We start from the raw sequence: 16820 nt of genomic DNA, 5'->3' as shown, positions 1-16820 counted from the left end.
TGAAGCGGCGAGAGCAACGAGGGTTCAGTGCCATGGAAGACAGGGAAGAACGCATTCGTCGCCGCGCTTACGCCATCTGGGAGAAAGAAGGCCAACCGGTCGGCGAGGAGATGCGCCATTGGGAGCAGGCGCGCCGCGAGATTGAAGCCGAAGATCCATCTGAAAACGGGGCGGAGGAAGAAGGGCCGGGAACGATCGTGGCTCCGTCGACTGCCCCCCGCCAGTCGGCTCCAGGCGAAACCGACGAAGGCTAATCAATGTTTCGTCTGATCCCCGCGGATCAAGGGAAAAAAGACATGGTGCACTGTGCGACAGCGTCCCTGGCGTGTCCGCCAGGCGCGTGACGACTGTAGGATATCGGCTCCGGCCGGGCCTACCGCTCCGTTTCTTTCAGCCGGTCTTTCGGCACGATCAGCCGGATCACCAGCCCCTCGGGTTGCCAGTTCCGCCTGATCTCACCGCCGAACTGCTTTTCGACGGTGAGCTTTGCAAGCTTGGTTCCGAAGCCTTCCGTCACCGACGGTTCGACGGCGGGACCGCCGCGCTCGGTCCAGACAAATTCGAGCGTTTCTCCACGATCGATCGCCTCGAGATCGAGACGACCGGCGTCCGTCGACAGCGCGCCGTATTTGGCGGCGTTGGTCGCAAGTTCATGCACGACGAGCGCGAAACCGGTGATCGCCGAAGCCGAGACGGTAAAATCGTAACCGTGCGTGGTCACCCGGCGCGCGCCGTGCTCCAGGTCGCCGTCATAGGGCGACAGCAGCGTCAGGAGCAACGCCTGGAGGTTGGCGCGTCCTTCGACGGCGCCGTTGCCGTGGGGAGCCGGAAGGGTCAGCGCATGCGCCCGGGCCAGCGCGCCCAACCGCGCGGTGACGGCAGACGCCAACCCCGAGGGACTTTCCGCCGACCGGGCGCTCAAGGTCACGACACTGCTCGACACCATGAAGAGGTTCTTGACCCGGTGAGCCATCTCCTGGATGAGCAGGTCCTTCTGCTGTTCCGCCTGCTTGCGCTCGCTGATGTCGCGCGCGATCTTCGAAGCACCGACGACCGCGCCGGCGCTGTCGCGGATCGGAGAAATCCGCAGCGAGATCGGAACGAGCTTGCCGTCCTTTCGCTGGCGCAAGGTCTCGAAGTGGTCGACCCGGTGTCCGGCGCGGATCTGTGCCAAAATCTCCGACTCTTCACCAAGCCGGTCCGCCGGGATGAGAAGCGTGACCGGACTGCCGACCGCTTCTTCCGCCGTATATCCGTAGAGCCGCTCGGCACTTGCGTTCCAGCTCGCGATCGTGCCGTCGAGAGCGATGGACAGGATGGCGTCTTCCGACGATTCGACGATGGCGGCGAGTTGCTGCACGGCCCGCTCGGCATCGCGGCGGATGACGACTTCGCGCTCAGCCGCCTTCAGCAATTGGGCGTTGTCGATTGCAATTGCCGCATGCGCGGCGATCGAAGCGACGGCCGCCTCCGACTCGGGCGTGAAAATGCCGGGCTGATCATGGCCGAAGAAAAGCCCGCCATGGACCTCGCCGGATCGTGACACCACGGGAACGGCAAGATAGCTGACGACGGGCAGATGGCCTTTCGGCATTCCGAAATGCGGGGCCGACTTGCCGTAGCGCGGGTCGGCGCGGATATCGTCCGACCGGACGGTGCCCATGCCGCGAAAGGTCGGTTCGAACACGGCCGTGTTGCGCGGCAACGCGAAATTCTCGAATGCCGAACGGGCGACGCCCGACAGCGTGTAGAGGGTGTACCGCTCCCCTTGAGGATCGACGAGGTTGTAAAAGAATGCGCCGAATTGTGCTCCGGCGAGTTCCGTTGCGGCATCGGTGACGGTCTGGACGATGCGATCGAGATCGAGATTGCCGGCGATCGCCTTGGCGATCCGGTCGACGGCCTCAAGCCGGCGCTCTGCCGCCTTGCGCTTGGAGATATCGAGGATGCTGACATAGGCGCGCTCGCAGCGCGGGCCCTCGAAGGCGATGGTGAAAACCACGTCGAGCCGCTGCCCGCGCAGCGTGCGCACGACGGCGTCGCTGCCGAACCGTCGACGGCCCTCCCACAGCGCCACCAGCTCCTCGACGAAGATCGGCATGGTTTCTGGCAGAAACACATCGGCGAGCGATCGGAGCAGCTCGCTTTTTTCGGTCGCTTCGAACAACTCCACGGTGAACGGATTGACGTCGGTGACGCGCACCCTCGAAATCGCCTCGAGCAGCCGGTCGGGATGCGTGTCGAGGTAGCCGCGCAGGTCGCGGACCCCTTCGGCTCGCAACGTGTCGAGCAGGTCGACGACGCCGCTGAAATCCTGTTCCCAGACTGCAACCCCGGCATTCTCGAAGATCTCGCGAAACCGCTCGCTGCCCTTCGCCAGGCCTCGGTCGGACGCCTTTGGATCATTGATGTCGGCAAGCATGTGAAAGCTCCTGCAAACTCCAGTCGAACAGCTTACAGAAAGGCGTCTTGGCGGCAGGCCATCGCAGAGCGTTTGAAAAGCGTAGCGTAAGGCTGCCGAAATGCAATGTTCATCGCTCGCATCCGCTCAATGGCGAAAACGGTGGACCGGCTTCGGTCGCGCCACAAGAAGGGTCGCTGCCGCAAGCAGTTGCTCGGGATTGAATGGCTTGGCCAGCATCGTCGAACCGGTAAATCCGGCGGGCAGGGCCTCCCGACCATACCCGGTCACGAACACGAACGGGATCTGTTTCTGCGTCAGCGCGGCCGCGATCTCGCCGACCGGCTGGCCCCGAAGGTTGGCGTCCACCAGAGCGGCGTCCAGCTCCTCCTCATCGATAATGCGCAGGGCGTCGTCGATCGTCGAGGCGGGCCCTGCGACCTTCACGTCCTCATGCTCCAGGATCGACGCGATCTCAAAGGCGATCAGCGCTTCGTCTTCGATGACCACGAACCTCTTGCCCTTGAGGCTGGGCGGTTGCGCCTTCGTTGGGTCGGATGGGTCCCGAACCGGGGGATTGTTCGTATCGGACGGACTGCTTTGCACGGCGTCAGCCTCCAGTGACATGACGATCTTCCAGTTCACGCCGAGCGGATCGGTCGTCCTTTGAGCGCTTCCGCCCGCGCCGGCCGCGATCTGCTCGATCAGCTTCGTTCCGAAACCGCGATTGCGCGGTTCCCCGGCAGACGGCCCGCCTTGCTCGCTCCAGGAAAGCGAAAACAATCCGTTGCTGAGGCCCCAGCCGATCGTGACCGTGCCGTCCCGCGTCGAGAGCGCACCGTGGCTCGCAGCGTTGGTGGCGAGTTCGTGCAGCATCATCGCCATATGGGTCGATGTTTGCGCATCGAAGCGCGTGTTGGGACCGGATGTGGCGACCCGGCCGTCTGCAACAGTGCCCGCGGGAAGCTGGTCGCGGAGAATATCTTCGATATCCGCTCCCTCCCAGCCGGTGCGGCTGAGCAGTGTGTGCATGCGCGACATCGACTGCAGGCGTCCGCTGAAGCTCTCGGCAAACGCTGCGGGATCCTTGGCCGATCGCAGTGTCTGGTTGGCAATGGCCTGGACGGTGGCAAGCATGTTCTTGACCCGGTGGCTGAGCTCGCTCAGCAGCAGTTTTTGCGTCTCCTCGGAGCGCTTGCGGGCGGTTATGTCTCGGGCAGCCCCGAACCATTCGACAATTTCGTCCTTTGACCCGAGTACAGGTATGGCGCGGGAATGGGCCCATCCCAGGCTGCCATCGAGACGAATGACCCGATGTTCCATTTCGAAGATCGCCTTGTCGCGTATGGCCTTGCCAATCCGATCGAGCACCGGGGCCTGGTCGTCGACCGGAACGTATTTCGCCAGCCAGCCCTCGCTCGGGTCCTCGGTATCGGCGACGAAGTCCTTTCCCTGGAGGAAGCGCATCTCGTGCCAGTCCGGACCCATTCGGTAGACGACATCGGACGTGGCGGTCACGAAGGCGCGGAAGCGTGTCTCGCTTTCGCGCAACCTTTCGGCGGTTCGTGTTCGATACCGCGCGATCTTGAGATGCGCTTCGACGCGCGCCAGCAGTTCGCGCGCGCTGAAGGGCTTGATCATGTAGTCGTCGGCGCCGGCCTTCATCCCCTCGATGCGGCTTTCCTCGCCCGCGCGTGCCGACAGAAGAATGATCGGCACCGTGTTGGTCCGCGGGTTGGAGCGCAGCCGCCGCACGAGTTCCTGCCCATCGATCCCCGGGATCATGATGTCGGTCAGGACCAGATCCGGCTTCCGGGCGGAAGCGGCAGCAAGCGCCGCATCGCCGCGCCCGACGATCTCCACCTCGTAGAGGGCGCCAAACAGTCGTCTCAGATAGTCACGCATGTCCGCGTTGTCATCGACCACCAACAGGTGGTCGCGTGTGCCGCCTTTCGGCTCCGTCGCCGATGCAACGGGGTCGATTTCGGGCAGCTCGGGGTGGTGCGCCTGGCTGTCGTCCGGAAGCCACCGCAACGCCTCTTCGACGAACGGTGTCGCGCCGATTGCGGCCGCGCTGCGGCTTTCGGCGTTGCCCGCCGGTCTGGAGGCGAGATGGGCGTCGCCTCTGGGAACGGACACCCTCAAGGTCGTGCCTTCCCCGACCCGGCTTTCCGCCGATACGGTGCCCCCATGAAGCCTGGCCAGTTCCTGGACGAAGGCAAGGCCGATGCCGCTTCCTTCCTGGGTGCGCCCCTCGGCGCCCTCCACCCGATGAAACCGCTCGAAGAGCCGCGGCAGTTCATCCGTGGGAACGCCGATGCCGGTGTCGCGCACCGTCAGGACGAAGTCGGAGCCGTCGATCGCAAGCCTGACTTCGATTTCGCCTTCCAATGTGAACTTGAAGGCGTTGGAGACGAGATTGAGGACGATCTTCTCCCACATCTGGCGATCGACATAGGCCGGTTCGGGAAGTGCCGGCGTATCGACAATCAGCCGCAAGCCTGCCTTTTCGGTGGCCGAGCGAAACGCGCTTGCAAGCTCGGCCGTCGCCGATGCCAGGTCCGTCGGCACGAACTGCGCCTGCAGCCGGCCCGCTTCGATGCGTGAGAATTCGAGCAGCGTGTTGACCAATTTGAGCAGCCGCAATGAATTGCGGTGAGCGATCAGCAGCCGCTCCTTGTCGTTTGCGGGCCCAGACCCGCCGGACAGCAGGTCCTCGATGTGTCCGATCATCAGCGTGAGCGGCGTCCGGAATTCGTGGCTGACATTGGAGAAGAACACGGTCTTCGCCCGGTCGATTTCGGCAAGCGCCTCGGAACGCTTGCGCTCGTCCTCGCGCGATTGCGCATTCGCAATGGCGCTTACGATCTGGACCTTCAACAGTTCCAGGAAGTCGCGATAGCGGGCGTCGAGTTTCAGGCGCGAATTGACCCCGGTGACAAGGAAGCCGACCGGCTCGCGGGAACCGGAGGCCGAGAGGGGGAGGACCATGGCAGTGTCGGACAGATCGGGCAGCCTGCCGGTACAATCGAACCGCGTACCCGGGTCCGGGACGAGCGTTGGCGCCTGACGCGCCTGAAAGTGCCAGCCCGTGCCGCTGTCCTCGGATGTCAAGGTTACAATTTCGCAGGCCAGCGGATGCCCCGTCTCCAGGCCGGCCTTTCCGGCCAGCCGCGCGCATCGGCAATCGGGGTCGAGCAGGTAGAAGAGAGCGTAGGGAACGTCTCGGGCATGCCTGGCCAGCGTTTCGGCCGCAATCCTGCATGCGTCTGCCGGATCCTGCGCCTCTCCCGAGCCGGACGCGAGATCTCTCAAGGCGAGGATCCGACGTTCTCCGATCACCTTGTCGGTGATCTCGGTTACGGTCGCAAGAACCCCGCCGATGCCGTTGAGGGCCGCATCATCCGGAACCGGACTGTAGGCGATGGTGAAATGCGTCTCCTCGAGGAAACCGTTCCTGTTGATCTCCAGCTCGATGTCGTCGTTCCAGGTCGCCGGCCCGCCATGGAACGGCACGTCGATGAGCGGCCGCAGGACGTCCCAGATCTCGCTCCAACATTCACTGACGGGCCTGCCGAGCGCCCATGGATGCTTTGCACCGAGCACGGGAGCATAGGCGTCGTTGTAGAGGGAAACATAGTTCGGCCCCCACCACAGGAGCAGGGGAAAGCGGTTGACGAGCAGGAACGAGACCATGATCCGCAGGGTCGGCGACCAGGTCTCCATCGGTCCGAGCGCCGTCTGCGACCAGTCAAAGCCTCGAATGAGCGCGCCCATCTCTCCGTTGTCGCTCGGCCGAACGGTCTGTAAGGCCGGCGTTACGGTTTCGGACGTGATTTTGCCGCCTGACATGGCGCCGATCCCCGATAGAAATGCGTCCAAGCCCTCTAAACGCCCGGTTTCGCAAACGGTTCCGCGTTTGCGAAACCGGACTGTCGCCAACCACGATCGCGTGGTGTCGCAGAAATGTGACAGGCGATGCCTGTCGCACGGGACATTGCCCTGGCGGCATGGAAAACGAAGCTGAGAGCGATAGATAGCCGCGTCGGAACGCGCGTCTTCAATCCGGGACGTGTTCGGCGGGAGGTATCTGGGGAAATGTGGGTACGGGCGTGTTGTTTCAAATGGTTTGTAACGTATCCGCAGTCTGATCTGATACGGTCCGCTTGAAAGGCGTCGAATCCCTGTGGGCCAACCCGACGGGTGTCCCGACACGCGTCGTCGGTCCCGGAACGGTTCCAGCCCTCAATCTTTTTTCCGGCCGCGAACGTTCGTTCAATCCGTCGGATCCTTCAATAGTCATCGCCTTACCGGAGTTCTGATGTCAGCGACAAAAACAAAGAGACTGGGACGGAACGCGCGATCGTTGCGGACAGTGCTGGGTCTCGAACCGGGCGTGGCGATCGGCCTTACCGCTACTCTCTTCTTCTTTGTCGTCAGCAGCGCCGTCGCCTATCTCAATCTGGAGGCCCTGCGGCGCGGCAACGAGAGGATCGTGCAGACGCATGTCGCCATCGTTTCTCTCGACGAACTTTTGTCGCACGTTCAGGACGCCGAGACCGGTCAGCGCGGTTTTCTGTTGACGAACAATGGCAGCTACCTTGCCCCCTACAACGCGGCTGTTCGCGCCATCCCGGCAAAACTCGATCAGATCGGCCAGCTGACTGCCGCCAATCCAGGGCAGGGCCAACGGATGTTGACCCTGCGGCAGCATGTGGATGCAAAACTCGCCGAGCTCAGCGAGACCATTGACCGAAGGCGAACCGATGGTCTCGAGGCGGCGATCGCGATGGTGAACTCCGATCGCGGCAAGATCGAAATGGATGCGGTTCGGGCCCAGGTTGCGGCGATGTCCGGCGCCGAGCTCGAGGTTCGCCTCGACCGGCTGGCCGAGATGGAGAGCGCCCAGAAGACGGCGCGCCTCAGCACTCTGTTGTCCGCCCTCCTCGGACTTGCCCTGACCGTGGCGATCGCCATCCTCATTCGCCGCGCAACGATCGCCCGGCGGAGGGATGAGTGGCTTCAGGCCGGTCAGGTGGGGTTGGCATCGGCCATGATGGGCGATCAGTCCATCGAGCAGCTGGGCAACAGCATTCTCGACTTTCTCGCGCCCTATGTCGGCGCGGTCGCAGGCGCGATCTTCATCGGCAGCGGCGGCTCGCTTCAGCGCGCGGCCGTCCGTGGCGTTCCGGGCGACGCCAACCTGCCGATGGTGGTGCGGCCGCGCGAAGGCCTGCTGGGGCAGGCGGTCACCCAGGGTGCCTCGCTCGTTGTCGACGATGTGCCGGACGGCTATCTCGCCTTCGGTTCTGCGCTCGGCACGGACAAGCCGCGGCATCTCGCCATTCAGCCCGGAAAGGTCGACGGAACAGTGAATTCGGTGATCGAACTCGGCTTTCTGATATCGGTCGACGAAACGGTGGTCACCCTTCTCGACCGTGCGTCCGAGGCGATCGCAATCGCCGTCCGGTCTGCGACCTATCGCGGACAGCTCCACAACCTGCTTGAAGAAACGCAAAGGCAATCCGAGGAATTGCAGACGCAAAGCGAGGAACTGCGTGTTTCCAACGAGGAGCTTGAGGAGCAGGGAAGGGCGCTCAAGGAATCCCAGGCCCATCTCGAGCAGCAGCAGGTCGAACTTGAGCAGAACAACTCCCAGCTCGAGACGCAGGCCCAGCGGCTTGAGGCGCAACGGGACGACCTGGAGCGGGCCAACGCGTCCGTTTCGGCCAAGGCCCGGGAGCTGGAGAAGGCGAGCCGGTACAAGTCCGATTTCCTCGCCAACATGTCGCACGAATTGCGCACGCCGCTCAACTCTTCGCTGATCCTTGCCAAGCTTCTTGCCGATAATCCCGATGACAACCTGAGCGAAGAGCAGGTCAAGTATGCCAAGACGATCCAGTCGTCCGGCAACGATCTCCTGAACCTGATCAACGATATTCTCGACCTCTCGAAGATCGAGGCCGGGCATGTGGAGATCCGGCCCGAAACGATGTCGCTGGAGCGACTGGCGAGCAATCTGCGCCAGGTCTTTCTGCCGCTTGCGAGCGAGAAGAAGCTCGGCTTTTCGGTCGAGATTGCTGAAGGTTCGCCGACGGCCATCGAAACCGACCCGCTGCGGCTTGAGCAGGTCCTCAAGAACCTCTTGTCGAACGCGATCAAGTTCACGGAGACCGGCAAGGTCAGCCTGGCAATCGGCCTTGCGGGTGACGGCAAGGTCGCCTTCTCGGTGAGCGACACCGGCATCGGCATCGCGCCCGAGCACCAGCAGGCGATCTTCGAAGCCTTTCACCAGGCCGACGGCACGATCAGCCGCAGATATGGCGGTACCGGTCTCGGCCTTTCCATTTCGCGACAGCTGGTGCGGCTTCTCGGCGGGACGATCGCGCTGAAAAGCCAGGCGGGGCAGGGGAGCACGTTTACCGTCACGATCGCGGATGTCTACGACGGGCAGAAACAGGTCGCGCGCGACGAGCGCCCGGCGCCTTCCAATGTCGCGGTCACGGCGCCGGACGCCGAGGCGCGATCGGCAACGCCAAGAGCGGTCCGCAGGATCGAGGATGATCGCGAGGTGCTGACCGACGCGAGGCGGGTCCTCCTGGTCATCGAAGACGACGACAGTTTCGCCGCCATCGTTCGCGACCTTTCGCGGGAAATGGGCTTCCAGGCGATCGTCGCGGCGACAGCCGGAGAGGCGCTTTCGCTTGCCAAGGACGTGATGCCGAGCGCCATCGTGCTCGATATCGGCTTGCCGGATCAGTCTGGCCTGGCGGTGCTTGACCGGCTGAAGCACGACGTCCTGACCCGCCATATCCCGATCCATGTCGTTTCGGGAAGCGACTACACCGAAAGCGCCTATTCTCTCGGGGCTGCCGGTTACGCGATCAAGCCGGTCACCCGGGAGGAGCTGGTGAAGGTCCTGCAGAAGCTCGAGGCACGGTTGTCGAAGAGCGTGCACCGCGTCCTGATCGTCGAGGACGATCCGGTGCAGCGTGAGGCGGTCGCAAGGCTGATCGGCACCCAGGATGTCGAGACCGTTACCGCCAGCACCGCCGCCGAATGCCTCGATCTCCTCAAGCACCAGACATTCGATTGCATGGTGCTCGATCTGTCGCTGCCTGACGCATCCGGTTATTCCCTGCTCGAGACGCTGAGCTCCGAAAGCGCCTACGCGTTCCCGCCTGTCATCGTCTATACCGGGCGCGAGCTCTCGGCCGATGACGAGCAGAAACTGAGGCGCTATTCGAAGTCGATCATCATCAAGGGAGCGAAATCGCCCGAACGCCTGCTCGACGAGGTCAGCCTCTTCCTGCATCAGGTGATATCGGAACTGCCCGACGAACAGCAGAAGATGATCCGCAAGGCGCGCAACCGCGACGCGCTTCTGGAAGGGCGTCGCATTCTCGTGGTCGAGGACGACATCCGCAATGTCTACGCTCTGACCAATATTCTCGAACCCCGTGGGGCGATCGTCGAGATCGCGCGCAACGGCCGCGAGGCGCTCGATGCGCTTGAAAGGGCGTCGGCTGACAAGGGCCGTCCGATCGACCTCGTGCTCATGGACGTCATGATGCCTGTCATGGACGGTCTTGCGGCAGCGGGCGAGATCCGCCGAAACCCGGCGTGGAAGAAGCTGCCGATCATTGCGCTCACCGCCAAGGCGATGCCGGACGACCAGCAGCGCTGCATCGAAGCGGGGGCCAACGACTACATGGCCAAGCCGCTGGACGTCGACAAGCTCCTGTCGCTGGTGCGCGTATGGATGCCCAAATGACCGAGCTTGCCGCGGTTCAGAAGATCGAGGACATCGAGATCCGGCTGCTGCTGGAGGCGCTGTTCCTGAAGTATCACTACGACTTCCGCAACTATGCGATGGCCTCGGTCAAGCGCCGGGTGAAAAAGGCGCGCGAGCAGCTCGGCTTTGACACCATCTCGGCCATGCAGGAAGGCCTTCTGCACGATCCGTCGATGTTGCCGCAATTGCTGCGCTTCCTGACGGTCCAGGTGAGCGAGATGTTCCGCGACCCGAGCTACTTCAAGGCGATCCGCGAAAAGGTCATCCCGCATCTGAAAACCTATCCGTCGCTCAAGGTCTGGATCGCCGGTTGCAGCGCAGGCGAGGAATTGTACTCGCTGGTGATCCTTTTTCGCGAGGAAGGCCTGGAGGATCGCACGATCTTCTATGCGACCGACATCAATCATGAGGCGTTGGAGGCCGCCGAAGCCGGCGTCTACGCGCTCGACAGGTTGCAGCTTTTCACCGAGAACCACCGTAAATCCGGCGGCAAGTCGTCCCTGTCCGACTACTTCCAGGCGGGCTACGGCAAGGCGCTGTTCGACAAGTCCCTGCGCCGCAACGTCGTGTTTTCAGACCACAGCCTGGTGACCGACGCCGTCTTCGCCGAGATGCACCTCATCTCCTGCCGCAACGTCATGATCTATTTCGACCGCGCGCTGCAGGACCGAGCGGTTGGCCTGTTCAAGGATTCACTCGCCCGCAAGGGCTTCCTCGGCCTCGGTTCGAAGGAGAGCCTGCGGTTCTCCCTGCACGCAGACGCGTTCACGGATTTCGTGCGCGACGAGAAGATCTATCAGAGGCGCGTCGAATGACGGCCGGTCGAGCTCAAGCCGTGGTCATTGGCGCTTCGGCCGGTGCTGTCGAGGCGCTTTCGGTCATCCTGCCGGCGCTGCCTGAGGCGTTCCCGCTGCCGGTGATCGTGGTCGTCCATGTTCCGCCCGACAGGCCGAGCCTGATGGTCGACCTGTTCAGGGCGAAATGCCGGCTCCGCGTCGGGGAGGCCGAAGACAAGGAGCCACTTGCAGCCGGCACGGTCTATTTCGCGCCGCCGGACTATCATGTCCTCGTCGAAGCTGACAAAACCTTGTCGTTGTCCAACGACGAGCCTGTGCTTTTTTCCCGTCCGGCGATAGATGTCCTTTTTGAAAGCGCTGCGGATGCATTCGGGACCGCACTGGTCGCGATCGTCTTGACCGGCGCAAATCACGATGGCGCGCGCGGCCTCAAGGCCGTATGCGACGCTGGAGGGATTGCGATCGTTCAGAGGCCTGAAGGCGCGCTCGCCCCCGCCATGCCCGAAGCCGCAATCCGAACCTGTCCGGACGCCCTGGTGTTGTCGCTCGATGCCATTGCCGAATACTTGAAAGAGGTCTGAGAATATCCATGGAGCCCGTCCCGTTTCTGCTGGTCGATGACCTTGAGGAAAACCTTCTGTCGCTCGAAGCATTGCTTCGCCGCGACGACCGCCTTCTTCTGAAGGCGCGCTCCGGCGATCAGGCGCTCGAGATCCTGCTGCAGCACGAAGTGGCGCTGGCGCTCGTCGACGTGCAGATGCCCGGGCTGGATGGCTTCGAGCTCGCCGAGCTGATGCGCGGCAACGAGCGGACGCGACGCATCCCGATCATCTTCGTGACGGCCGGGACGGCCGATGGCCAGCGCCGCTTCCGTGGCTACGAAGCCGGAGCGGTCGATTTCATTCAAAAGCCGATCGAGCCGGATGTGCTGTGCAGCAAGGTGGAGGTGTTCTTCGAGCTTTATCGCCAGAGGCAACAGCTTGCGAGCCAAAGGGACGAACTCGCCGCCCAGGCGCAGGCGCTGAAGCTCGCCGCCGAGCACAAGGACATCCTGCTTCGGGAAATCAACCATCGCATCAAGAACCTCTTCAGCCTGACGGCTGGGCTGATTTCGGTGAGCGCAAGGCAGGCCACGACCATTTCCAGTCTCGAGGCCGATTTGCGCTCGCGGCTGCACGCCTTGTCCCGCGCCCATGAACTCACCCTGCCCGACCTCGTCAGGGAGGATCATCGCGCCGAGATTGCGACCACGGTCACAGCATTGTTGAGGGCGATCGTTGCGCCGCACGACCACGCCGAGGGTTCTCGCATCGTGATCTCGGGATCGGATGCGCCGCTCGGTGACAAGGCGCTCACGTCGCTGGCGCTGCTGCTACACGAGTTGACCACCAATGCTGCCAAGTATGGTGCGCTTTCAACGCCCGACGGCCAGTTGACCATCGACGTGTCGACGGGCGACGAGGCGCTTCACCTGCGATGGAGCGAACGGGCTTCAAAGGACCTTTCGGAAGTCTCCGATCGGGAGGGCTTCGGAACCACGCTGGAACGGGTGGCGCTGCAGGGCCTGAACGGCACGTTGGTCAGAGACTGGCGGACAGACGGTCTCTGTCTCTCGCTGCGCATCCCGCTGCGCGATCTGGCAGCCTGATGCTTGCCGTTGCGATGGGACAGCGTTGCACGGGGTGGACGGAATAAGTTTCGCCCCGTCGCGTTCTTCCAGGGGTATCAACCTGGAGGCTTCCCGATGCTATCGCTGATCCGTCGGCCCGCGCGCACCATCTCATTTACCTGCCAACCTCAGGACTACGGCGTAATCGCAGCGCCGCAACCGGCAAAATCCGTTCTGCCCGACTGGTACCGCAAGCTGCCGCCCGTCGACAGGCAGCACCTGACGGTTACCAACAACGGGCTGACGATAAAGCGCTGCATGCCTTTCCTCGACGCGATGACGACGGGCTGGATCCTGCCGCTCGCTGCCACTGTTCGCCTTGAGGTCAAGGATGAAGGCCGGACCGTCACTGCCGGCTGGGAGTTCGACCGCGTGATGGTCAGCAACCACGGAGCCCACCAGGTCGCAGGCAATCCGAAAGAGCCGAGCCCGCCGTGCAAGTTCCACAATTACTGGTCGCTCCGCACGCCGCCCGGCTGGAGCTGCCTGTTCGTGCCGCCGCTCAATCGCTCGGGACAACCCTTCGAATGCGTCGCGGGTGTCGTCGACACCGACACTTATTCGGCCCACATCCATTTTCCGTTCTTTGCGACACGGTCGGACGGCATCTATGTCGTCGAGAAGGGAACGCCGCTCGTGCAGGTCATCCCCTTCCGCCGCGAGGATGCGGCCATTGCGGCGGAGGTCCGCCCGGAGACCGGCAGGGAAGCGGTTGCGCGCGAAAGGGTCAACAGAAACACCATTGCCGGCGAGGGCTGGTATCGCAAATGGGCGCGCGCCGCCCGTTGACATTCGGCAGGTCGGAAAACGGAGCGGGGGCCGGATGATCCGGCCCCCGCTTTTCTTGAGGAGATGTCAGCGTCGGGCGCGCCAGCCTATGCCCTTGTAGTACGACCGGTCGGAGCCGTTCGAACTCGAGTTGGAGGAGCTGTTCGACGAGGAGTTGGAGCTCGAGTTGTTCGACGAATTCGAACTTGAATTCGAGGAACTGTTCGACGACGAGTTCGAACTTGAGTTGCTCGACGAATTCGAACTCGAATTGGACGAGCTGTTTCCGGCGACGATGATGAGGCCGTCATCACTTGTCGATGTCGAATGCGATGGCCGATCGATGTCGGTCGTCGCAATCGGATGTTGCCTGGCCTCAACCGCGGTACCCACGAGTGCGGCCATGCCTGCGACGAGAGCCGATGTCAGTCTCCAGTGTCTTGTCATGGTGTTACTCCTTTTTTGCAGATTGGACCGGCTGTCCCGATCCGGGGGAGTAACGGGCGGCACCAGGCTTTATTCCGCGACGCGCGCACGGATTTCGCCCGGCTGTGCGTGTTTCCGTCCGACCATGCGCCGCCGCAGGCGAGATGTTCCGCTATTTCACCCCGCCATGCGCAAGTCCGCTGATCAGGTAACGCTGCATGAACAGCGCGATGAGATAGACTGGCGCGATGCCGGCGAGCGAGGCTGCCGCCATCTGGCCAAAATTCACCAGCCTGTCGCCCTGGAAAAGCGAGATGCCAACCGGCAGTGTCCGCGTCGCATCGGAAAAGGTGAAGGCCGATGCGAAGAGGAATTCGTTATAGGACAGCACCGTGACGATGATGAAGGTCGCCACGATCCCCGGCGCGATGATCGGCGCGACGATCTCAATCAGCGTGCGAAGCGGTCCGGCCCCGTCCATGGCCGCTGCCTGCTCGATCTCGATCGGCATGCGGCGCAGGAACGGGGTCAGCAGCCAGAAGGCGACGGGCACGTTGGCAAAGCCGTAGATCAGCACCAGGCCGGCGCGCGTGTCGAGGAGCCCGGTTGTTTTCAGCAGGAAGAAGAGCGGAATGAGCGCCACGATCGGTGGCGCCATGTAGCTCGAGAGCGTGACATCCGAAAGCCATTTGCCGCCGATCTTCAGGCGCAGGACGGCATAGGCCGAAGGCAGGGACAGTGCGATCGTAAGGAGGCCTGCAAGAAGGGAGACGAGGGTGGAGTTCACTATGAAGCCGAGGACGTTCGCCGCTTCGAAGGCGGCCGGCCAATTGGCAAGGGTCGGTGTCGTCGGCCAGAAATGTCCGTTGAGCACATCGTCTTTCGATTTCAGGGAAACGGCGACGAGATAGACGAAGGGCAAGGCAAAGAAGCCGACGATCGGTGCGGCCGCCAGGCCAAGCCAGAGATGGCGCCCGAAAGTTCTCACGTATCCCGCCTTTCAAGGCGCTGGTGGAGACGCACGACCGGCAAGGTCGCAAGGCCGATCACGATCGCGTAGATCATGGTCTCGGCGGCCGCCCGGCCGACGTCGAACTGTTCGATCGCCCGTCTATAGATGGAAAAACCGGCCGACGTCGTTGCGAAACCCGGTCCGCCGAAGGTCAGGATGTAGACAAGGTCGAACAGCTTGAACGAGAGGATCAGCTTCAGGAGATAGATCGACGAGAGCGGCGCTGCGACCAGGGGCAGCGTGATGTGCCAGAATCGCTGCCAGCCATTGGCCCCGTCGACGAGCGCCGCCTCCTGGACGCCTTCCGGGATGGTCGAAAGGGCTGCAAAGCACAGGATGACGATAAAGGGCGTCCACTGCCAGAGATCGGCGACGCCGATCGCAAGCCAGGCGAGCGTCGGATGGCCGAGGAACGAGATCGGCTCGGAAATCACACCTGCGTTGAGCAAGGTGCCGTTGATGAGCCCGCCTGCCGGGGCGAAGATGAGTTTCCAGGCGATGCCCACCATGACGGGTGGTGTCATCAGCGGCAACAGCACCAGGCTCATCAGGAAACGGCCCGCCTTCAGCAGCGAGGTGAAAATGAGGGCGATCAGGAAACCGAACGCAAGCTGTATCAGCGAGGTTGAAAGCGCATAGGCGACGCTCCTGCCGATGGCCGAAAGGAAGATCGGATCCTGCAGGGCCGCTGCAAAGTGCCTGACGCCGACCAAGCCCCGGAAGGGTTTTCCGAGCGTGCTCTTGCTGAAAGCGAGCGCCAGCAGGAACAGGGTCGGGTAGACCGTCGTGACGACGAGTGCGACAAGGACGGGCGCGATCCAGATCAAACGTGCAAGACGCGCCGGCAGAAGGCTTTCTTGCACTGAAACGCGCGCCGCTCCCCGCCCATCGGTTGCAAACGCAAAGGTGGTCATGCGGCCTCTTTAAGGTCCGGACGCGTCGGCCCGGTGCCGGCCCGGGTCGCCCACAACATGTCTTCGATGTCGTCAAGGTCGCGCGGGGTGAGTGAGACGGTTGCCGCAGCGATCCAGCCGTCGATATGCGCCGGCTCGCGCGCGCCGATAATCGCCCCGGTGACGCCGGGCCAGGAAATCGCCCAGGCAGCTGCGATTGCTGCAACTGTGACCTCGTGCCGGGCGGCAATCGGCCTCAAGCCCTCGGCGAAGGCCAGGTTGCGGTGAAGCGCTTCGCCCGAAAACTCCTCGTCGCGCGAGCGCCAGTCGTTTTCAGGAAGCGCGCGGGCGCGTGCAGGCGTAAAGGCGCCGGTGAGAAGCCCCGATTGCAGCGGGCTATAGGCAATGACGCCACTCCCATGGGCGCGCACCCACGGCAGGTCATCACCGGCAAACTGACGTTTGATGGCAGAAAAGGGAGGCTGGACCACATCGACGGGCGCAACGGTCGCGGCGCGCTGCAACAGCGCGCGATCATGGTTCGAAAGCCCGATGGCGCGCACTTTGCCTTCGGCCTTGAGCGCAGCGAACGTCGCCCAATATTCCTCAACGGGCGTGCCGTCATTGGTCGGCCAGTGCATTTGGTAGAGGTCGATGACCTCGACGCCGAGCCGCTTCAGCGACGCCTCCACTTCGCTGCGCAGGGATTTGGCGCTGCCGATGCGCGCGGGAAGGGCGTTGCGATTGTCGGGATCCCAGACGAGCCCGGCCTTGGTGAAGATCAGCGGGCGTTCGGATCTGGGAATGACCGAGAGCGCCTCGCGGACGATTTCTTCGGAATGTCCGAGGCCGTAGACCGGCGCGGTGTCGATCCAGTTGATGCCGCGCTCGACGGCATGGCGGATGGCAGCGATCGACTGGCTGTCGTCCTGGCGTCCCCAACCCCAACCCCAGTCGGGGCCGCCGATCGCCCAGGCGCCGAAGCCGACGGGGGTGATGTCGAAATCGGTGCGGCCGAGCCTGCGCTTCGGCAAGGATTTCATGCTCATGATCGTTCGC

General features: G+C 63.1%; 11 protein-coding genes. 6 read left to right on the top strand and 5 right to left on the bottom strand.

Annotated features, from left to right (window positions below):
• Window positions 1-32 precede the first annotated feature (32 nt).
• Window positions 33-254: a DUF2934 domain-containing protein gene (locus VGO12_RS29335; protein ID WP_327516257.1), complete on the top strand. Its 222-nt coding sequence runs from the start codon at window positions 33-35 to the stop codon at window positions 252-254.
• 119 nt (window positions 255-373) lie between these two features.
• On the opposite strand, the gene VGO12_RS29330 is transcribed toward VGO12_RS29335, so the two are convergent.
• Together VGO12_RS29330 and VGO12_RS29325 are read right to left on the bottom strand one after the other, a co-directional pair.
• A complete protein-coding gene (locus tag VGO12_RS29330) occupies window positions 374-2422 on the bottom strand; it encodes a PAS domain S-box protein (RefSeq protein WP_327516256.1) in 2049 nt (682 codons plus the stop codon).
• Window positions 2423-2548: 126 nt separating this feature from the next.
• Window positions 2549-6253: a response regulator gene (locus VGO12_RS29325; protein ID WP_327516255.1), complete on the bottom strand. Its 3705-nt coding sequence runs from the start codon at window positions 6251-6253 to the stop codon at window positions 2549-2551.
• Between the two features lie 469 nt (window positions 6254-6722).
• Between VGO12_RS29325 and VGO12_RS29320 the strand changes: the two genes are divergently transcribed.
• From VGO12_RS29320 to VGO12_RS29300, 5 genes are all read left to right on the top strand, one after another.
• Window positions 6723-10175: a response regulator gene (locus VGO12_RS29320; protein WP_414650796.1), complete on the top strand. Its 3453-nt coding sequence runs from the start codon at window positions 6723-6725 to the stop codon at window positions 10173-10175.
• Window positions 10172-11011, top strand: coding sequence for a CheR family methyltransferase (locus VGO12_RS29315; protein WP_327516254.1), 840 nt, complete (start codon window positions 10172-10174; stop codon window positions 11009-11011). The genes VGO12_RS29320 and VGO12_RS29315 overlap by 4 nt, the downstream gene beginning before the upstream one ends.
• Window positions 11008-11574 (top strand): chemotaxis protein CheB, encoded by a 567-nt coding sequence (locus tag VGO12_RS29310; RefSeq protein WP_327516253.1) that lies wholly within the window; start codon window positions 11008-11010, stop codon window positions 11572-11574. Before VGO12_RS29315 ends, VGO12_RS29310 begins: the two co-directional genes overlap by 4 nt.
• Window positions 11575-11582: 8 nt before the next feature.
• A complete protein-coding gene (locus tag VGO12_RS29305) occupies window positions 11583-12641 on the top strand; it encodes a response regulator (RefSeq protein WP_327516252.1) in 1059 nt (352 codons plus the stop codon).
• A 96-nt stretch (window positions 12642-12737) separates the two neighbouring features.
• Window positions 12738-13451 carry a DUF6065 family protein gene (locus VGO12_RS29300; RefSeq protein WP_327516251.1) on the top strand — a complete coding sequence of 238 codons (714 nt, stop codon included), beginning with the start codon at window positions 12738-12740 and terminating at the stop codon, window positions 13449-13451.
• 577 nt (window positions 13452-14028) lie between these two features.
• On the opposite strand, the gene VGO12_RS29295 is transcribed toward VGO12_RS29300, so the two are convergent.
• The 3 genes from VGO12_RS29295 to VGO12_RS29285 are packed head-to-tail and all read right to left on the bottom strand — an operon-like array spanning window position 14029 to window position 16810.
• A complete protein-coding gene (locus tag VGO12_RS29295; protein ID WP_327516250.1) occupies window positions 14029-14844 on the bottom strand; it encodes a carbohydrate ABC transporter permease in 816 nt (271 codons plus the stop codon).
• Complete coding sequence (locus VGO12_RS29290; RefSeq protein ID WP_327516249.1) at window positions 14841-15782, bottom strand: sugar ABC transporter permease; 942 nt, start codon at window positions 15780-15782, stop codon at window positions 14841-14843. The genes VGO12_RS29295 and VGO12_RS29290 overlap by 4 nt, the downstream gene beginning before the upstream one ends.
• A complete protein-coding gene (locus tag VGO12_RS29285; protein ID WP_327516248.1) occupies window positions 15779-16810 on the bottom strand; it encodes an aldo/keto reductase in 1032 nt (343 codons plus the stop codon). The genes VGO12_RS29290 and VGO12_RS29285 overlap by 4 nt, the downstream gene beginning before the upstream one ends.
• Between the last annotated feature and the right edge of the window lie 10 nt (window positions 16811-16820).

This window comes from Ensifer sp., from assembly GCF_035999135.1.
In the GTDB taxonomy this organism is placed as follows: domain Bacteria; phylum Pseudomonadota; class Alphaproteobacteria; order Rhizobiales; family Rhizobiaceae; genus Ensifer.
Note: the sequence above shows the minus strand (reverse complement) of the source record. Positions and strands in the feature narration are given on the sequence as shown.

Bases quoted from the DNA above. Each gene is read 5' to 3' on its own strand.
- VGO12_RS29335 (WP_327516257.1), top strand. From the start codon at position 33: ATGGAAGACAGGGAAGAACGCATTCGTCGCCGCGCTTACGCCATCTGG.
- VGO12_RS29330 (WP_327516256.1), bottom strand. From the start codon at position 2,422: ATGCTTGCCGACATCAATGATCCAAAGGCGTCCGACCGAGGCCTGGCG.
- VGO12_RS29325 (WP_327516255.1), bottom strand. From the start codon at position 6,253: ATGTCAGGCGGCAAAATCACGTCCGAAACCGTAACGCCGGCCTTACAG.
- VGO12_RS29320 (WP_414650796.1), top strand. From the start codon at position 6,723: ATGTCAGCGACAAAAACAAAGAGACTGGGACGGAACGCGCGATCGTTG.
- VGO12_RS29315 (WP_327516254.1), top strand. From the start codon at position 10,172: ATGACCGAGCTTGCCGCGGTTCAGAAGATCGAGGACATCGAGATCCGG.
- VGO12_RS29310 (WP_327516253.1), top strand. From the start codon at position 11,008: ATGACGGCCGGTCGAGCTCAAGCCGTGGTCATTGGCGCTTCGGCCGGT.
- VGO12_RS29305 (WP_327516252.1), top strand. From the start codon at position 11,583: ATGGAGCCCGTCCCGTTTCTGCTGGTCGATGACCTTGAGGAAAACCTT.
- VGO12_RS29300 (WP_327516251.1), top strand. From the start codon at position 12,738: ATGCTATCGCTGATCCGTCGGCCCGCGCGCACCATCTCATTTACCTGC.
- VGO12_RS29290 (WP_327516249.1), bottom strand. From the start codon at position 15,782: ATGACCACCTTTGCGTTTGCAACCGATGGGCGGGGAGCGGCGCGCGTT.
- VGO12_RS29285 (WP_327516248.1), bottom strand. From the start codon at position 16,810: ATGAGCATGAAATCCTTGCCGAAGCGCAGGCTCGGCCGCACCGATTTC.